At 33.2% G+C, this 16,825-nt stretch carries 15 protein-coding genes; 12 read left to right on the top strand and 3 right to left on the bottom strand.

Annotated elements, in window-relative coordinates; translation table 11 throughout:
• Positions 1-81 precede the first annotated feature (81 nt).
• Positions 82-1,290, top strand: a complete 1,209-nt coding sequence (locus tag ES044_RS10505) for a DUF418 domain-containing protein (RefSeq protein ID WP_147119311.1) — start codon at positions 82-84, stop codon at positions 1,288-1,290.
• Between the two features lie 279 nt (positions 1,291-1,569).
• On the opposite strand, the gene ES044_RS10500 is transcribed toward ES044_RS10505, so the two are convergent.
• The gene (locus tag ES044_RS10500) at positions 1,570-2,730 is read right to left on the bottom strand and encodes an MFS transporter (RefSeq protein ID WP_147119310.1); all 1,161 of its coding nucleotides are present in this window, start codon (positions 2,728-2,730) and stop codon (positions 1,570-1,572) included.
• 34 nt (positions 2,731-2,764) lie between these two features.
• The gene (gene thiL / locus ES044_RS10495) at positions 2,765-3,820 is read right to left on the bottom strand and encodes a thiamine-phosphate kinase (RefSeq protein WP_147119309.1); all 1,056 of its coding nucleotides are present in this window, start codon (positions 3,818-3,820) and stop codon (positions 2,765-2,767) included.
• 164 nt (positions 3,821-3,984) lie between these two features.
• On the opposite strand from thiL, the gene ES044_RS10490 reads away from it, so the two are divergent.
• The 11 genes from ES044_RS10490 to ES044_RS10440 all read left to right on the top strand — a co-directional run bounded on the left by ES044_RS10490 (position 3,985) and on the right by ES044_RS10440 (position 15,073).
• A complete protein-coding gene (locus ES044_RS10490; protein WP_147119308.1) occupies positions 3,985-5,229 on the top strand; it encodes a choice-of-anchor B family protein in 1,245 nt (414 codons plus the stop codon).
• 16 nt (positions 5,230-5,245) lie between these two features.
• Positions 5,246-6,565: a hypothetical protein gene (locus ES044_RS10485; protein ID WP_147119307.1), complete on the top strand. Its 1,320-nt coding sequence runs from the start codon at positions 5,246-5,248 to the stop codon at positions 6,563-6,565.
• 3 nt (positions 6,566-6,568) lie between these two features.
• Complete coding sequence (locus ES044_RS10480; protein WP_147119306.1) at positions 6,569-7,300, top strand: MbnP family protein; 732 nt, start codon at positions 6,569-6,571, stop codon at positions 7,298-7,300.
• Positions 7,301-7,521: 221 nt separating this feature from the next.
• On the top strand, positions 7,522-8,577 hold the full coding sequence (locus tag ES044_RS10475; protein ID WP_189663271.1) for a cytochrome-c peroxidase: 1,056 nt from the start codon (positions 7,522-7,524) through the stop codon (positions 8,575-8,577).
• A 106-nt stretch (positions 8,578-8,683) separates the two neighbouring features.
• Positions 8,684-9,013 carry a HesB/IscA family protein gene (locus ES044_RS10470; protein WP_147119305.1) on the top strand — a complete coding sequence of 110 codons (330 nt, stop codon included), beginning with the start codon at positions 8,684-8,686 and terminating at the stop codon, positions 9,011-9,013.
• A gap of 52 nt (positions 9,014-9,065) precedes the next feature.
• Positions 9,066-10,514, top strand: a complete 1,449-nt coding sequence (gene sufB / locus ES044_RS10465) for a Fe-S cluster assembly protein SufB (protein WP_147119304.1) — start codon at positions 9,066-9,068, stop codon at positions 10,512-10,514.
• Between the two features lie 67 nt (positions 10,515-10,581).
• A complete protein-coding gene (locus tag ES044_RS10460) occupies positions 10,582-11,409 on the top strand; it encodes an N-acyl homoserine lactonase family protein (RefSeq protein WP_223269185.1) in 828 nt (275 codons plus the stop codon).
• Between the two features lie 12 nt (positions 11,410-11,421).
• On the top strand, positions 11,422-12,177 hold the full coding sequence (gene sufC, locus ES044_RS10455; RefSeq protein WP_147119302.1) for a Fe-S cluster assembly ATPase SufC: 756 nt from the start codon (positions 11,422-11,424) through the stop codon (positions 12,175-12,177).
• Positions 12,178-12,260: 83 nt separating this feature from the next.
• Entirely contained in the window at positions 12,261-13,451 is a 1,191-nt protein-coding gene (locus tag ES044_RS10450) for a DNA cytosine methyltransferase (protein WP_147119301.1), read from the top strand.
• A gap of 13 nt (positions 13,452-13,464) precedes the next feature.
• Positions 13,465-14,778 (top strand): Fe-S cluster assembly protein SufD, encoded by a 1,314-nt coding sequence (sufD, locus tag ES044_RS10445; RefSeq protein ID WP_147119300.1) that lies wholly within the window; start codon positions 13,465-13,467, stop codon positions 14,776-14,778.
• A 91-nt stretch (positions 14,779-14,869) separates the two neighbouring features.
• A complete protein-coding gene (locus ES044_RS10440) occupies positions 14,870-15,073 on the top strand; it encodes a hypothetical protein (RefSeq protein ID WP_147119299.1) in 204 nt (67 codons plus the stop codon).
• 412 nt (positions 15,074-15,485) lie between these two features.
• On the opposite strand, the gene ES044_RS10435 is transcribed toward ES044_RS10440, so the two are convergent.
• On the bottom strand, positions 15,486-16,805 hold the full coding sequence (locus tag ES044_RS10435; protein WP_147119298.1) for a serine hydrolase domain-containing protein: 1,320 nt from the start codon (positions 16,803-16,805) through the stop codon (positions 15,486-15,488).
• Between the last annotated feature and the right edge of the window lie 20 nt (positions 16,806-16,825).

Here is a 16,825-nt window from a genome sequence, read left to right as displayed (position 1 = left end):
AAATAAAAAGCAACTGTTAATTTAATAATCATTGCCAAAAGTACAAAAAAAAAAAAGGATATTAAATACCAAATTCATTTGATGAAAAGGATTGAAGAAATAGATGCTTTAAGGGGTTTTGCATTATTCGGCATTATTATGACCCATATGTTTGAAGGTTATTTGGCGAGTTTGACTCCACCTCAATACACCGGATTTAATATTTTACTTCCCATCGATACCTTTTCTAAAACGGTTATTCAAAATCTCTTTGTTGGGAAATTCTATGCAATTTTCTCGATGCTTTTTGGTTTAAGTTTCTATTTGATATTAGACAAAAAAAATGAGGCAAGCCCGCTAAAGTTTGCTTGGCGTTTAGTACTTCTTTTCCTGATTGGTTGTATTCATCATATACATTACCGCGGAGATTTTTTAACGGTTTATGCGGTATTCGGATTAGCTCTCATTCTATTTAGAAAAGTGCCCACGAAATTCATCTTAATTATTGGGTTATTCTTTGCCTTTAATATCCCCACGGTTTTAATCAAAACCATCGCATTAATTCAACCTCCAGTTCTAGAAAGCTTGCAAATCTCAACGAGCCCAAACCCTGTAGAAATGGCGATTAGCTATTATGATTTGATACTTAACGGTGAATACAAAAAATTACTTGTTTCGAATAGTACTACAGGGTTCTTAAATAAATACAATTATCTAAAATTTAGTGGTAGGCTTTGGGTAATACCTGGTCTATTCCTTTTGGGTCTATGGATCGGTAGAAAAAAATGGCACGAAAACCTAGATGAAATTCCACTTGCAAAACTCATTGGTGCTTCCTTTTTGATCGGAACGCTATCGTTATTACTTAATTACTCTTTGTCCACACCTTCCAATTCAGAAGTCGCTAAATATATCGGTTCCATTGCAAAAGATGCATCCAATATTTTTATACCCATACTTTATATTGGTTTAGTGCTTCTCTGTTATAAAGCAAAACTCACTAAAAATATTGTAAAACAATTAATTCCTGTTGGTAAAATGGGGCTTACAACCTATGTTCTACAGTCTTTTTTTGGCATTTTCATCTTTTACGGTTACGGATTAGGATTGTTACTAAAACTTTCAGGAACCGGCGCATTAGGACTTGGAATGCTATTCTTTCTGATACAAATAGTGTTCAGCAAATGGTGGTTCAGTAACTTTAAATTTGGACCCCTAGAATGGCTTTGGAGAAATGCAACCAATCGAAGTTGGCAATCTATTAGAATAAGAAATCCTAACAGTAATAAAACCGAATTACCCATTGAATGAACAACCTCGAGGCAGAGCCATCGAGGTATCAAGCGGAAAAACCCAGGTTTTCAAACTTTCCTCTTGACCACCGATGCAGAGCGTCGGGGAATTCTATCGATTAAACAAAAAGCGAACCACTAAAACTGGAGACATTAATTACTGTATTGGTTTGCTTGCCAAAGTAGCCCCTCGAACAATCAAAAATGAAACGAAACATTCAAAAAACCTTCATCTTTTTTTACCCCATTCAAAAATTGAAAGATTTTAAGTTCTCTTTTAGGGTATCAATATCAAAAATTACCCCTTTCTTTTTAATCCAAACAGTGCCAAGAAAAAAGAAATAACTAACAGTGCTGCTAAAAAAAGATAACTTGTAGTTAAAGTACTCCAATTAGAGATTGCGCCTAATAAAACAGGACCAATCAAAAAGCCAACAAATCCGAATCCAGAAACAAAAGAAATTGCCAAAGAAGTATCGATTTCTTCAGTTTTACCTGCTAATCTATAAATTTCAGGAATAATTACAGACAAACCAAAGCCTAAAAGTCCAAAACCTAAAACACTAATATATAAATTAGCGGTGATAATAAGCATGTAGGCAATAAAAGCAACTACAGATCCAAAAACAATCGTTTTTATAGCGCCTATTTTTTGGCTAACACCATCTCCAAGAAATCTGCCGATGGTCATTGTTAAGGAGAAAATGATAAAACCAAGACCCGCTTTACTTTCAGAAACTTGTACAACATCAAAAAGGAATAAGTTGCTCCAATGTTCCACAGCTCCTTCATTAAACATAATAATAAAGGCAATAATAGAAAGCACCAACAAAGGTTTTAAATAGCGGTACACAGCAACTTTTTCTATTGATTCTTGAACAGGAATATTTTTTATGTTTTCATAATTTTTAGCAAGTACAACCGATGTTAAAATGATAAAAATAGAAATTCCCAACATGTGAAATGAAGGATTAGAAAACTGACTCATCAACAAACTACCAACACCCGCGCCAATGAAACCACCCAAACTAAAAAAACCATGCGTTGCCGACATAAAATTCTGATTTTCTTTTTTTTCAATCGTAGCAACTAAAGCATTCATAGAAATACCTGTAAAACCAGAAAAAACGCCCATAATTAATAAACAAATACATAACGATATGTAGGTCGGCACTATTAAAGGAAGGTTAAATAATAGGGCTAAAGCGATAATCCCTGTTTTGGTAGAACGTCCAACCCCTATTTTTTTATTAAGATACGGCACAAACGGAATAGAGATTAACAACCCTAAAGCCGTAAAAAACAATGCAAACCCTATTTGCGCGTCATTTAAATCAAATTTCTGTTTGATGAATGGTAAATAAAGTATCCAAGTTCCTGTTAAAATATTTACGCAGGCAAAAACCCAAGAAGGCGAAAAATATTTTAAATCAGAAAGAATTAATTTTAATGATTTCATCGGGGGATATACTTCTTCTGCCTAAAACAATTTATTATTTTTCATCATTATTCAAAGAATTCCAACCTTGCGCTTTCAATTCAATTTCTTGGCTAGCTCTTGTAACTAATTGTAAACCTTGGCTTTTAGCAGTAATATGACCAATAATAGAAAAATGCGGATTTCCTTTTATCTTATCAAAATCGGCAATTGGCACTGTAAAAAGTAATTCATAATCTTCACCTCCGCTTAAAGCTACCATAGTAGAATCTAGCTCAAATTCTTCACAGGCAGAAATTACTTGCGGATCTAGAGGCAATTTATCTTCATAGACTTTGCAACCTACGTTACTTTGTGTACAAATATGAAAAAGCTCTGAAGATAATCCGTCAGAAATATCAATCATAGACGTTGGCTTTATCTCCATTTCTTTTAATAAACCTGCTACATCTTTGCGTGCTTCGGGTTTTAATTGACGTTCAATTAAATAGGTATAATTATCTAAATCTGGCTGATTGTTTGGGTCTACTTTAAAAACTTGTTTTTCTCTTTCTAATACTTGCAGTCCTAAATAAGCCGCACCTAAATCACCAGAAACCACGATTAAATCGGTTTCTTTTGCGGTATTTCTATACACAACATCTTCTTTGTTCGCTTTACCAATTGCTGTTACAGAAATTAAAATTCCTTTGGTAGAAGAGGTTGTATCCCCTCCAACTAAATCTACGTTATAACTCTCACAAGCCAACTGAATACCTGCATACAATTCTTCAATTGCTTCTAACGGAAAACGGTTAGAAACCGCAATTGAAACGGTAATTTGTTCTGCAACACCATTCATTGCATACACATCAGATAAATTTACCATGACCGCTTTATACCCTAAATGTTTTAATGGCATATAACTTAAATCGAAATGCACACCTTCTATCAACAAATCTGTAGTTACTAAAGTTTGCTTTTCAGAGGCATCTAAAACAGCGGCATCATCACCCACGGCTTTTACAGTAGACGAATTTGCAACTTTAAAATATTTTGTAATATGATTGATTAAACCAAACTCGCCTAATTCAGCCAAGGATGTTTTATTTTGATTTTTATCTTCTAACATAGCACAAAGATAGGCACAATATAAAAATTGTGAGAACTACTTTAGAGAGATTTTTTAAGGATTCTAATTATATCTATTATTTATGGTATATTTATGGCTGTTATTTTTAAAATAGCATCAATTCGTTTCTAACTAATTATTATTATCTAATCCTTAAAAATTAAATGATTAAAAAAACTCTTTTTTTACTCGTCTTTCTGGCAATAAGTTGTTCTAAAACCGAAATTGAAACTTCACCAATTGAAACCGAAAATCCAGTTGCACCTGAAACTACGGTCGGAAAATGTGTTGATGGTATGGCAGACGGATATCCTTGTGATGGATATGATTTATTAGCAAACATATCATTAACCGATTTAGACCTTTCAAATACGACTCCTGCTAATTTAACTGGCAACGATTCTTGGGGATGGACCGATACAACCACAAATAAAGAATATGCTTTAATTGGTTTAAACTCGGGTTTATCAATGGTAGATATTAGCGATCCTACAAAACCTGTTGTGCTTGGTTTTATCCCTACCGAAACAGTAAATAGCGATTGGAGAGATGTAAAAGTATACAATAACCATGCTTACGTAGTAAGCGAAGCTGCAAATCATGGCATGCAAATATTCGATTTAACAAAATTAAGAGAGGTGGTAAATCCTCCACAAATTTTTTCTTCAGACTTTACATTTAATTTTTTCGGAAGCGCTCATAATATTGTAATTAATGAACAAAATGGGTACGCATATCCTGTTGGCACGAGTAGAAATGGCACGTATAAAGGGGGGCCGCTATTTATTAATATTCAAGACCCTATAAAACCCAGAAATGAAGGTGGTTTTACCAATTACGCACACGATGCTCAAGTGGTTACCTATGCGGGTCCCGATACTGAACATGCTGGCAAAGAAATTTTAATTGGTAGCAATGAAACAGAAGTTGTTATTGTAGATATTTCAGACAAAAGCAACCCAATACAACTATCGGCAATCAGTTACTCAAATGTAGAGTACACGCACCAAGGATGGTTTACAGAAGATTTTAATTATTTTATTTTAGGAGATGAGCTAGATGAACTTCGTTTGGGAGGCAGAACAAGAAGCATCATTTTCGATTTTATAGATTTAGACAATCCTAAACTTCATTTCCAATATTTCGGAACTACCGAAGCCATAGATCATAATGGGTATGTAAAAGATAATATCTACTATCAAGCAAATTACACAGCAGGAGTTAGAATGATTGATGTTTCTGATATCGCAAATAAAAATATGACAGAAGTCGGTTTTTTTGATACGCATCCAGAAAAAAACACTGCAAGTTTTAATGGCGCTTGGAATGTATATCCTTATTTTGAGAGTGGTGTGATTGTGATCAGTGATATTGAAAAAGGATTATTTTTAATCAAAAAGTCTGAATAGCAATTTAAACATATCCATGAAGAAAATTTGCTACATCGCAATACTCTTTCTATGTATTCATTGCTCAAAAGATGATCGACCAGAAAACCCAACAACAAATTCTAATCAAATAGAATTTATTAAAACGTTTGGGGGTTCTAAAAATGATGTGTTGCAATCTATTGTAAAAACTTCAGATGGTGGTTACGCAACGCTAGGCTACACGCAAAGTAATAATTTTGATATCACCACCAAAACCGATGAAAGTTTCGATTTTTGGGTGATGAAATTTTCTTCTGATGACGCCGTACTTTGGTCTAAAACGTACGGAGGCTCTGATGATGATAGAGGTGCAGATATTATTGCAACCAGTGATGGCGGTTTTGCACTTTTGGGTTATAGTAAAAGTGCTAACAACAACCTCACCACAAATGCTGGCGCTCAAGATTTTTGGATTCTGAAAATTAGCGGTATGGGCACTATTTTGTGGCAAAAAACTTTTGGCTATGCTGGTGCAGATACTGGCATTGCGTTGCTACAAACCCAAGATAATGGTTATGTAGTAACAGGCGTTTTAGATGTTACGGCTTCTAACGGACAAGGAAATTCTAAAAGTGCTCAAAAACACGCAGGTGGCGATATTTGGGTTCTAAAATTGAATAATTTTGGAGATACAGAATGGAGCCAATATTATGGAGGCTCTTTTACAGACAGCCCTTTTGGCATTGAAGAAACAGAAGATAACAGTTATATAATTGCCGCTTCTTCAGACAGCGAAGATTTTAATATTTCTAACAATAAAGGAAGCTATGATTTCTGGATTTTAAAGATTGCTTCGGATGGAAATTTAATTTGGGAGAAAAGTTTTGGAGGTTCAGAAATTGATGAGGCAAGAGCAATCACTAAAACTAATGACGGCAATTTTTTAATTGTTGGCGATACCAGAAGTTCAGATAAAGACGTTAGTAATAATAATGGTGGTGCAGATTTATGGATGCTTAAAATAGCTTCGGATGGAAATTTAATCTGGGAAAAAACAATCGGTGCGACTAGTTTTGATGTAGCACGTTCCATTTCTAAAACAGATGATCATGGCTTTATTATTGCAGGTAATTCTAGAAGTTCAGATGCAGGTTTTACAAACAACGGTCAAAATGATGCTTGGGTCTTAAAAGTTGATACGAATGGAAATACCGTTTGGCAAAAATTTATAGGAGGTTCAGAAAACGATGTACTATTTGATGCAGTACAAGTAAACAATCAATCGATTATCGCTGTTGGAGAAAGCATTAGTGCTAATGGAGATATTCCTGAAAACAAAGGGTTTTCTGACGCATTGATTATAAAAATAAAATAAAAAATGAAAAAAATAATTTTGTTTTTTTTGATGACAATCGCTTTTTCATCGTGTGATAACGAGGAAGAAAACGGAATGGTAACGCTTAAATTTACGCACAATTGGAATGGAACTCCAGTTACAAATCAAGATTTTAATGATTTAAAATTCACCAATGCCAACGGAGAAAAAGTTAGTATTGAAAGGTTTAGATATCTTATTTCCAACATCAATATAATTGATAGTAAAAATTATTTTTTAATAAATCTTAAAGATACTTCTGGCACCGAAATAACCATTACAGATTTACAAAGAGGAACATCAGACTTAAAATTTACTTTTGGTTTTAATGATACAGATAATTTAGACGGCATTTATCAAGATTTAAATTCTGTTTCTTTTAATGTACCACAAATGTTAGGCGGCGGCTATCATTATATGCAATTTGATGGCAAATACAAAGATAACAACAACCAAGATGCAAATTTTAATTATCACGTAATTAGAGCGGTAAATAGAACAAATCCTGATAATTTGGCACTACAAGATACTTCTTTTGAGGTAGATTTAGGCGATATAAAAATCAACAATAACACCATTGTAGAAATTAAAGTGAACATAGCTGAATGGTTTAAAAACCCAAATACTTGGAATTTAAATGAACTAAACACCGTTTTAATGCCAAATTTCGAAGCTCAAAAAATGATGAGCGCAAATGGAAAAACTGTTTTTTCTTTGGGTGAAGTAACGCAGTAAGATTAAATTTTGCTAGAATTTATGATGAAGCTGATTCAGTCTTGAAAACTTTACAAACATTCTATGAGTTTAGAATCTCTTCAAAGTAAAACTTCTCGATACAAAATTCTTGAAAAAAGAATTTCACTCGAATTGACATTATGGAAATTAAAAATATAGCTCCATTTTTACCTCCTGCGATTTTGAGGAATAAAAAATGTACAAAACCTTTTAAAGTTAAGATGACAAAACAATATCTATTTCTTCTCTCCTTTTTACTTCTGATGCAATGCGCATCGAAAGAAGAAATGTACACGCCAATTCCGTACGCTTTAAAAGTACCTGTACTTTTTGCTGACAAATTAATTATGCCTATAATTCCTGCAGACAATCCACTTACAGAAGAAGGCGTTGCTTTAGGTAAAAAATTATTTTTTGATAAAATTCTCTCTGGTGATGAAACGCAATCTTGTGCAAGTTGTCATAATCCTAAAAATGCTTTTACAGACAATCAACAATTTAGTAACGGAATTGATGGTAACTCTGGAAATAGAAATTCAATGCCATTATTCAATTTAGCTTGGAATTTTGATGAACGTTTTAATTGGGACGGCAAAGATTTTAGTTTAGAAGAACAAGCTTTAGAACCGGTTTCAAATCCTGCTGAATTGCATGCTGATTGGCTAGATGTTACTCAAAAATTACAGCAGCATTCTCAATACCCTACTTTATTTTTACGAGCATTTGGCTCATCAACTATAGACTCAACTTTGGTCACCAAAGCAATTGCCCAATTTGAAAGAACCCTTATTTCTGGCAATTCTAAATTTGATCAATATTTAAACGGAGAAGTATCTTTATCTGCAGCAGAAGAAAACGGATTTGCAATTTTTATGGACGAAGCAAAAGGAGATTGTTTTCATTGCCATGGTAGTAATAACAATCCGTTATGGACAGATAATCAATTTCATAACAATGGTTTAGATCGTACTTTTACTGATTTAGGTTTGGGTGCTGTAACTGGAGACCCCGCAGATAACGGAAAATTTAAATCGCCGTCTATTAGAAATTTAGCCTTTACCGCGCCTTATATGCACGATGGCAGATTTACAACTTTAGAAGAAGTAATCAATCATTATTCAGAAGGTTTACAACCATCACCAACCGTAGACCCGTTAATGAAAAGAGTAAATAAAGGTGGTGTAAACTTAACTCCAAAAGAAAAAAACGATTTAAAAGCCTTCTTACTTTCTCTTTCAGACCTCGATTTTAAAGCCAATACTGCCTTCCAAGAATAATCAATAAAACCAATAGTTTTATTGGCGTTGTTAATGAAAATTTAACTTTTTTGTTCCACTTATATTGTATATTTGTGCACAATTTAGATTTAATCTATTTAAAATTATGATAAAAGTTTCAGACACAGCAAAGAAGAAGGTCGTAGAACTAATGACTGACGACGGCTTTGATGCTACAACCGATTTTGTAAGAGTTGGTGTAAAAAGTGGTGGTTGTTCGGGTTTATCTTATGATTTAACTTTTGACAAAAAACAAGCCGAAAACGATAAGCTTTTTGAAGAAAATAATGTAAAAATTATTGTAGACAAAAAAAGTTTCTTATATTTAATAGGTACTACACTAGAATATTCAGGAGGTTTAAACGGAAAAGGTTTTGTATTCAACAATCCGAATGCGAATAGAACTTGTGGTTGTGGGGAATCATTCTCACTCTAAAAAATAGCCCATCCCAACCTACTTAAGGGAAAGGAGAAAAAAATGAAAAATTATGAGTAAGTATACAGAAGACGATTTAGAGCAAGAGTTAAAAACCAAAGAGTACGCGTATGGTTTTTACACAGATATAGAAAGTGAAACCTTTGCAAAAGGTTTAAGCGAAGATGTAGTTCGTGCAATTTCTAAAAAGAAAAATGAGCCAGAATGGATGACCGAATGGCGTTTAGAGGCATACCGAGTTTGGGAGAAAATGAAAGAACCAGAATGGGCAAATGTTCGTTATGAAAAACCAAAATTTCAAGAAATCGCCTATTATTCAGCTCCAAAAGCAAAACCGAAACTAAATTCTTTAGATGAGGTAGATCCAGAATTACTAGATACTTTTAAGCGTTTAGGAATTTCTTTAGATGAGCAAAAAAAATTAGCGAATGTTGCTGTAGATATCGTAATAGATTCTGTTTCCGTGGCTACTACTTTTAAGAAAACGCTAGGTGAAAAAGGAATTATTTTTATGCCAATTTCTGAAGCAATTCAAGAACATCCAGAATTGGTGAGAAAATATTTAGGAACGGTTGTACCTACTTCAGATAACTTTTATGCCGCATTAAATTCGGCAGTTTTTTCTGACGGATCTTTCTGCTACATTCCTAAAGGTGTAAGATGTCCAATGGAGCTATCTACCTATTTTAGAATCAATGAAGGCGGAACAGGACAGTTTGAAAGAACACTAGTTGTTGCAGACAAAGGTAGTTTTGTTTCTTATTTAGAAGGTTGTACAGCACCAAGTAGAGATGAAAATCAATTACATGCTGCCGTTGTAGAATTAATTGCCATGGATGATGCAGAAATTAAATATTCTACAGTACAAAACTGGTATCCTGGTAATAAAGAAGGAAAAGGTGGTGTTTACAATTTTGTAACCAAAAGAGGTTTATGTGAAACCAATGCAAAAATTTCTTGGACGCAAGTAGAAACAGGTTCTGCCATTACATGGAAGTACCCAAGTTGTATTTTAAAAGGAAATAATTCTGTTGGAGAGTTTTATTCAATCGCAGTTACAAATAACCATCAACAAGCAGATACAGGAACTAAAATGATTCATTTGGGTAAAAACACCAAATCGACCATTATATCTAAAGGTATCTCTGCAGGTAATTCACAAAACTCGTATAGAGGTTTGGTACAAATAAATGCGAGAGCAGAAAATGCTCGTAATTTTTCTCAATGTGATTCGCTATTGATGGGCAATGCTTGCGGTGCACACACGTTTCCTTATATAGAGGTTAAAAATAAAACGGCGCAAGTAGAACATGAAGCTACAACAAGTAAAATTGGTGAAGAGCAATTGTTTTATTGCAATCAGCGTGGAATCGATACAGAAAAAGCAATCGCTTTAATTGTAAACGGATTTAGTAAAGAGGTACTAAATAAATTACCAATGGAATTTGCTGTAGAAGCACAAAAATTATTGGAAATTAGTTTAGAAGGTTCTGTAGGATAATCGTTTTTATGCTGTAAGATTTCAATGAATCTTGCAGCATACTACACACGCAATTAAAATGAAAAAAATGTTATTCTTATTTCTTACAATTAGTATTGTAAGTTGTAAAAATTCAGAAAAAAAGGCTGAAGCAGTTAAGAAGCCCGCCGTTAAGTTGTATCAATTGTCAGGTGGTTCTATTTTTGTAAAAAAACTAGAAGTTTTTTCACAAGATACAACCTATACAGGACAAACAAAACAGTTTGCAGATGCGTATTATGTAATTGCTCATCCAAAAGGAAACTTAATGTGGGATGCTGGTTTACCAGAGCAATTGGTTATGCCAGAGCCTTATGACGAGCCAAGTGGTGTTTACAGAATACAAAGACCAGATTCATTGGTAAATCAATTAAAATCGATTGGTTTTGAAATTGATGATTTTAAATACTTTGCCATGTCTCATTCACATTTTGATCATACAGGACACGCAAATTATATGAAAAATGCTACTTGGATTGTTCAAGAAAATGAATATAATTCGGTTGCTGGCGATTCTACAGAAGTAAAAAATCCTGCGGTAGCAGCACTTCGAAAAGTAGAAAAAATAACGGGAGATCATGATGTTTTTGGAGACGGAACAGTTGTTATCAAATACATGCCAGGTCATACCATAGGACATCAAGTTTTATATGTTGAAGTTGAAGGTTTAGAAAAACCAGTTTTATTAACAGGAGACTTATATCACTTTGAAGAGAATAGAACTCATAAAAGAGTTCCTTCTTTTAATTACGATGCAGAGGCAACCTTACATAGTATGGAGTTGTTTGAAGCTTTTGCAAAAGAAAAAAATGCAGAAGTGATTATTCAACATTCTCCAAAAGCATTTGAAAAATTAGAGAAATTATTAAAAATTTAAGATATTTATATCATGTTAAAAGTTAACAATTTACACGCCTCGATAGAAGGTAAGACAATTTTAAAAGGTTTAAATTTAGAGGTTAAAGCCGGAGAAGTTCATGCAATCATGGGCCCCAACGGTGCAGGAAAAAGTACTTTAGCCAACATTATTGCTGGTAAAGATGAATACGAAATAACCGACGGAATTATAGAATTAAATGGTGAGGATATTAGCGAATTAGCTCCTGAAGAAAGAGCGCACAACGGTGTATTCTTATCATTTCAATATCCTGTAGAAATTCCTGGAGTTTCTGTAACCAACTTTATAAAAACCGCTATTAACGAAACTCGTAAAGCAAAAGGTTTAGAAGACATGCCTGCAAAAGACATGTTAAAGATGATTCGTGAAAAATCTGAATTGTTAGAAATAGACCGTAAGTTTTTATCTCGTTCTTTAAACGAAGGTTTTTCTGGGGGAGAAAAGAAACGTAACGAAATTTTTCAAATGGCAATGTTAGAGCCAAAATTAGCAATTTTAGATGAAACAGATTCTGGTTTAGATATTGATGCGTTGCGTATTGTTGCCAATGGCGTGAATAAATTAAAATCTAAAGACAATGCTGTTATTGTAATTACGCATTATCAACGTTTGTTAGAATATATAGTTCCTGATTTTGTACACGTTTTATACAATGGTAAAATTGTAAAAACAGGTGATGCTTCTTTAGCTTTAGAATTAGAAGCAAGAGGGTACGATTGGATTAAGCAAGAACAAGAATTGGTGTAACCAATTTCTATTCTAAATTTCTAATTTCTAAATTTTGAATTTTGAATTTTAAATTAGAAACCTTAAAATATAAATAGTAAAAATTGAATACGATAGATTTATTTTCTGGTTGTGGTGGTGTTTCTTTAGGTTTTAAATGGGCAGGTTTTAGCGCAGTTTTAGCATCTGATATTGATGAAAATTGTGAAAAGACATTCGCTACAAACTTTCCTGAAACTCCATTTATTTGTGGCGATTTAGCTTCTATAAAAAAAGAAGATTTTGATAAACAGATTCACCAAGAAATAGATGTTGTTATTGGTGGACCGCCCTGTCAAGGTTTTAGTTTAGCTAATAAAAGAAGAAATACGGTCTCTGATGATCCTAGAAATAAATTGTTTTACGAGTTCGTAAAAGTGATTGATTGGTACAACCCGAAATCATTTGTTATGGAAAACGTAAAAGGATTACTCTCTATGAAATCAGGAGAAGTCATTAAACAAATTGTTGATGAGTTTGAAAATGCGGGCAAATTTGGTTACGAAGTAAAGTATCAAGTTTTAAAAGCATCTGATTATGGCGTTCCGCAGGCAAGACAGCGCGTAATTGTAATCGGCATTCGGAAAGATTTAGGATTAACTCCTGAATTTCCTGTAAAAAAATACGAGCAAGGTGTTACTGTAAACGAAGCAATTTCAGATTTGCCTACTATACACGCAGCACAAGGATCAGAAACACAAAAATACACCAGAAAAGCACAAAATGCATATCAAGAGTTTATGAGAAAAAACTCTAAAAGTGTAAAAAATCATATTGCCATGAGGCACACACAAAGAGTCATAGATCGCTTTAAAGCCATTAAAAACGGCCAAGGTTTATTAGATGTTTGGGAAACTCATGGGTCGGTTCAAAGAGGAAATCCTTCTAAAAAATCGACTGTAAAATTTAGTCAGAATAATCAACGATTGCACGGTGATAAACCTGCACCAACCATTGCGGCATCATTTCAAAGTAATTTTATTCACCCAAAATTAGACCGAAATTTTACTGCTAGAGAAGGCGCTAGATTGCAATCTTTTCCTGATGATTTTGTATTTGAAGGCATGCGAACAAAAATGAGTTGGGAAAAAGGATTAAGCCAGTATCAACAAATAGGCAATGCAGTACCGCCTTTATTAGCTTATGAAATTGCAACAACACTAAAACAAGTTTTAGAAAACAAAAATACTGAAGAAATAATGCCAACGCATAAGCACGAACACTTTAGTTTACCAGAAATAATTTATAATCATTAAATACCATTTTGTAATGGAATTAAAAGAAAAAATAGTATCCTCTTACGTAGCTTTTGAAAATGACGTAGATACCAATTCTGCTATTCACGATATAAGAACAGCTGCTTTAGAAAATTTTGAAAAAGTTGGCTTTCCTACTAAAAAGTTAGAAGCTTGGAAATACACCAATTTAAATAGCGTTTTAAAAAACGACTTTAGTATTTTCTTAAATAAAGATAACTCTGTAGAATTCGCAGACGTAAAAAAATACTTTATTCACGACATCGATACGTACAAGATTGTATTTATTGATGGTAAATACAGTTCTTTTTTATCCGAAACAACACACGATGCCATTGATGTATGCTTAATGTCTTCTGCGTTATCAAAACCCAAATACAAAGCAGTTATTGAAAACTACTTTAATAAAGTAGCTAAACAAGACAACTTGACTTCTTTAAATACCGCTTTTGCAAGTGAGGGTGCTTATATTCATATTCCTAGAAATGTTGAAGTAGAAAAACCAATACAAATTATCAACTTTACAACAGGTTCTGAAGCGGCAACAATGACGCAACCTCGTAATTTAATTGTGGTTGATGAAAATGCGCATGTTCAAATTATAGAACGTCATCAAAGTTTAACATCAAATCCCGTTCTATCAAATGTGGTTACAGAAATTTTTGCAGCAAGACACTCAACGGTAGATGTTTATAAAATTCAAAATGATAAATTAAATGCTTCTTTGGTCGATAATACCTATATTGATCAAAAGTCTCATAGTGTAGTTTCTGTACATACGTTTTCTTTTGGTGGCAACATCACCAGAAACAATTTAAACTTTTATCAAAATGGAGAACACATCGATTCTATCTTAAAAGGAATTACCATTATTGAAGGCAAGCAGCATGTAGATCATCATACGTTAGTGCATCATATTGAGCCAAATTGCGAATCTCATCAAGATTATAAAGGAATCTTTAATGATCGTTCTACAGGTGTATTTAATGGGAAAGTTATTGTAAATAAGGAAGCTCAAAAAACAAACGCTTATCAAAAAAACAACAATGTTTTGGTGAGTGATAGAGCTACTATTAATGCAAAACCTCAACTAGAAATTTTTGCTGACGATGTAAAATGTTCTCATGGTTGTACCATTGGTCAATTAGATGATGAAGCGCTATTTTACATGCAACAGCGAGGAATTCCTGAAAAAGAAGGGAAGGCTTTATTAATGTATGCTTTTGCAAATACAGTTTTAGATAGTGTAAAAATACCAGAAGTAAAATCTAGAATTACAAAGTTAATTGCCAATAAATTAGGCATTAACATTGGTTTTGACTTATAAGATATCAAAACTATTTCTAAAATATAAACCACGCAAAATGCGTGGTTTTTTTATGTTCTAAAAATACTGTAACTTTAAAAAAACGAAAACTATGAACAAAACAATAAAAACGATATTACTAGTAGCAGGTGTTATTTTATTAGCCTACGGAATCTATACAATGGTTGTGCCAGAAACTAAAGTTTCAATTGGTGATTTAGATTTGATAAAATTACAAGATAATACAAACGCCTATATTACCATTGGATTAGGAATTGCAGCTGTTGCTTTAAGTTTGATTAAAGAAAAAGGTTAAGAATTACAATGAATATAACAATACAAAATTACTTATTTTAGAGTGATTTTTTTATGGATTAAAATTGTTTCATCAATCATATCATCCGCTAAATTAACCGATTTAATGAACAAAATTTGAAGCATATATAACCTTTGGAATTCATATGTAATGTATATTTTACTGTAACTACATAAACAAATGAAGTATCTAATTCATTACTTATATCTTGTTTCCCTCTCAAACAATTGAATTCTATTTTCTTGATTTTAAAAGCATTTACAACACTTATTGTTACATAAAACAGCATCTTTTCTTTTTCTTATTTACAGGCTCCTAAACCAGATCTCTCTAATTGGTCAGGATTAAATTTAAGGTTAACATTGCATGAAATGAATCACAACAGCATCCTAAAATATGATATCTCATACTATTAAATGGCTGCAATAATCTCACTTAAAAACAAATCAACATCTGCGTTATCTTTTAAACCCATTCTAACAACAACCAAATCTTGCTCTGGAAAAACATACACTTTCTGCCCTTGAAAGCCGCTAAAATAATACATGCTTTTAGGTACATTAGGGTATTTACCCCCAGCATTTAATCGAATTTGAGCACCGTATGACCCATCAGAAGTAGGAGTTGGTGAAGTAGCGTAAGTAACCCAATCTTTAGAAAATATCTTTTCTCCGTTCCAAGTTCCGTTATGTAAATATAACAGACCTAATTTAGACCAATCTCTAGCAGTTGCCCAAGCGTATGACGAGCCCACATAATTACCAGCCAAATCTGTTTCTACCAGCATAGAGTTCATGCCTATTTTATCAATTAACTCGGCATACCAAAAATCTAAATATTCCTGATGTGTTTTAAATTGCTGACGTAAAATACCTGATAATACATTGGTAGTTCCAGACGAATAATTCCAAGTTTCATTAGGCTTACCTACCATTGGCATTTCAATTTGTCTCTTGGTCATATCGCTATCTAAATACAACATTTTTACCACATCGGTCACACTACTATACTCCTCTACCCACTTTAAACCAGAGTTCATTTGTAATAAATTATGAATAGTAATATCTTTTCTTTCATCCGTTTTCCATTCCTCTATTGGTGCTTTCTTAAAAATGTTCATTTTATTTTGATGCTCTAAAACGCCAAATAAAGTACCCACAATACTTTTTGCCATAGACCAACCTAAAATTTTAGAATCTTGGTTAAAACCGTCTGCATACCGTTCTGTAATAATCTGGTTTTTATACACCACGACTGCGGCTCTCGTTTGATTTTCAGCATCGAACAAAACCTCTAACGTTTTCTCTAGTTTCTTATAATCTACATTCGTAAAAATAGTGTCTTTTTGTGGGGCATTTCCATATGGAAAAGAAGTTATAGTATCAGGAATGCCTCTTTTTGGAACTAGATATTTTCTATTTATATCTTCTTTTTCTAAAGCTAAAACGCCGCCTAAACCTTCTCTATAAAAAGCTTTTCTTGTTGATAAACCAAAAGCGCTTGCCGTTGCCGTTTTTTTATCTCGATTAATTGTGTTGTTTGCGAACTTAACAGGAGAAAAATTAGTGTCTGTTGTGTCTGTAAACGCCAAAGTTCTGTTCGCTACAAAAACTGATGAAACGGTGTTCTTTGCAGCAAAGCCTGCCATTAAACGTATCTTTACATAATTATAAACAATAGCAATTATAATAATTACGGCTATTAAAAGTAAAATTCTCTTGAAAATTTGCATAGTTAAACAGAGTTTGATGA

Origin of the sequence: Polaribacter sp. IC066 (genome assembly GCF_007997085.1) — a bacterium.
Lineage (GTDB): Bacteria > Bacteroidota > Bacteroidia > Flavobacteriales > Flavobacteriaceae > Polaribacter.
This window is presented reverse-complemented; position numbering and strand designations above follow the sequence as displayed.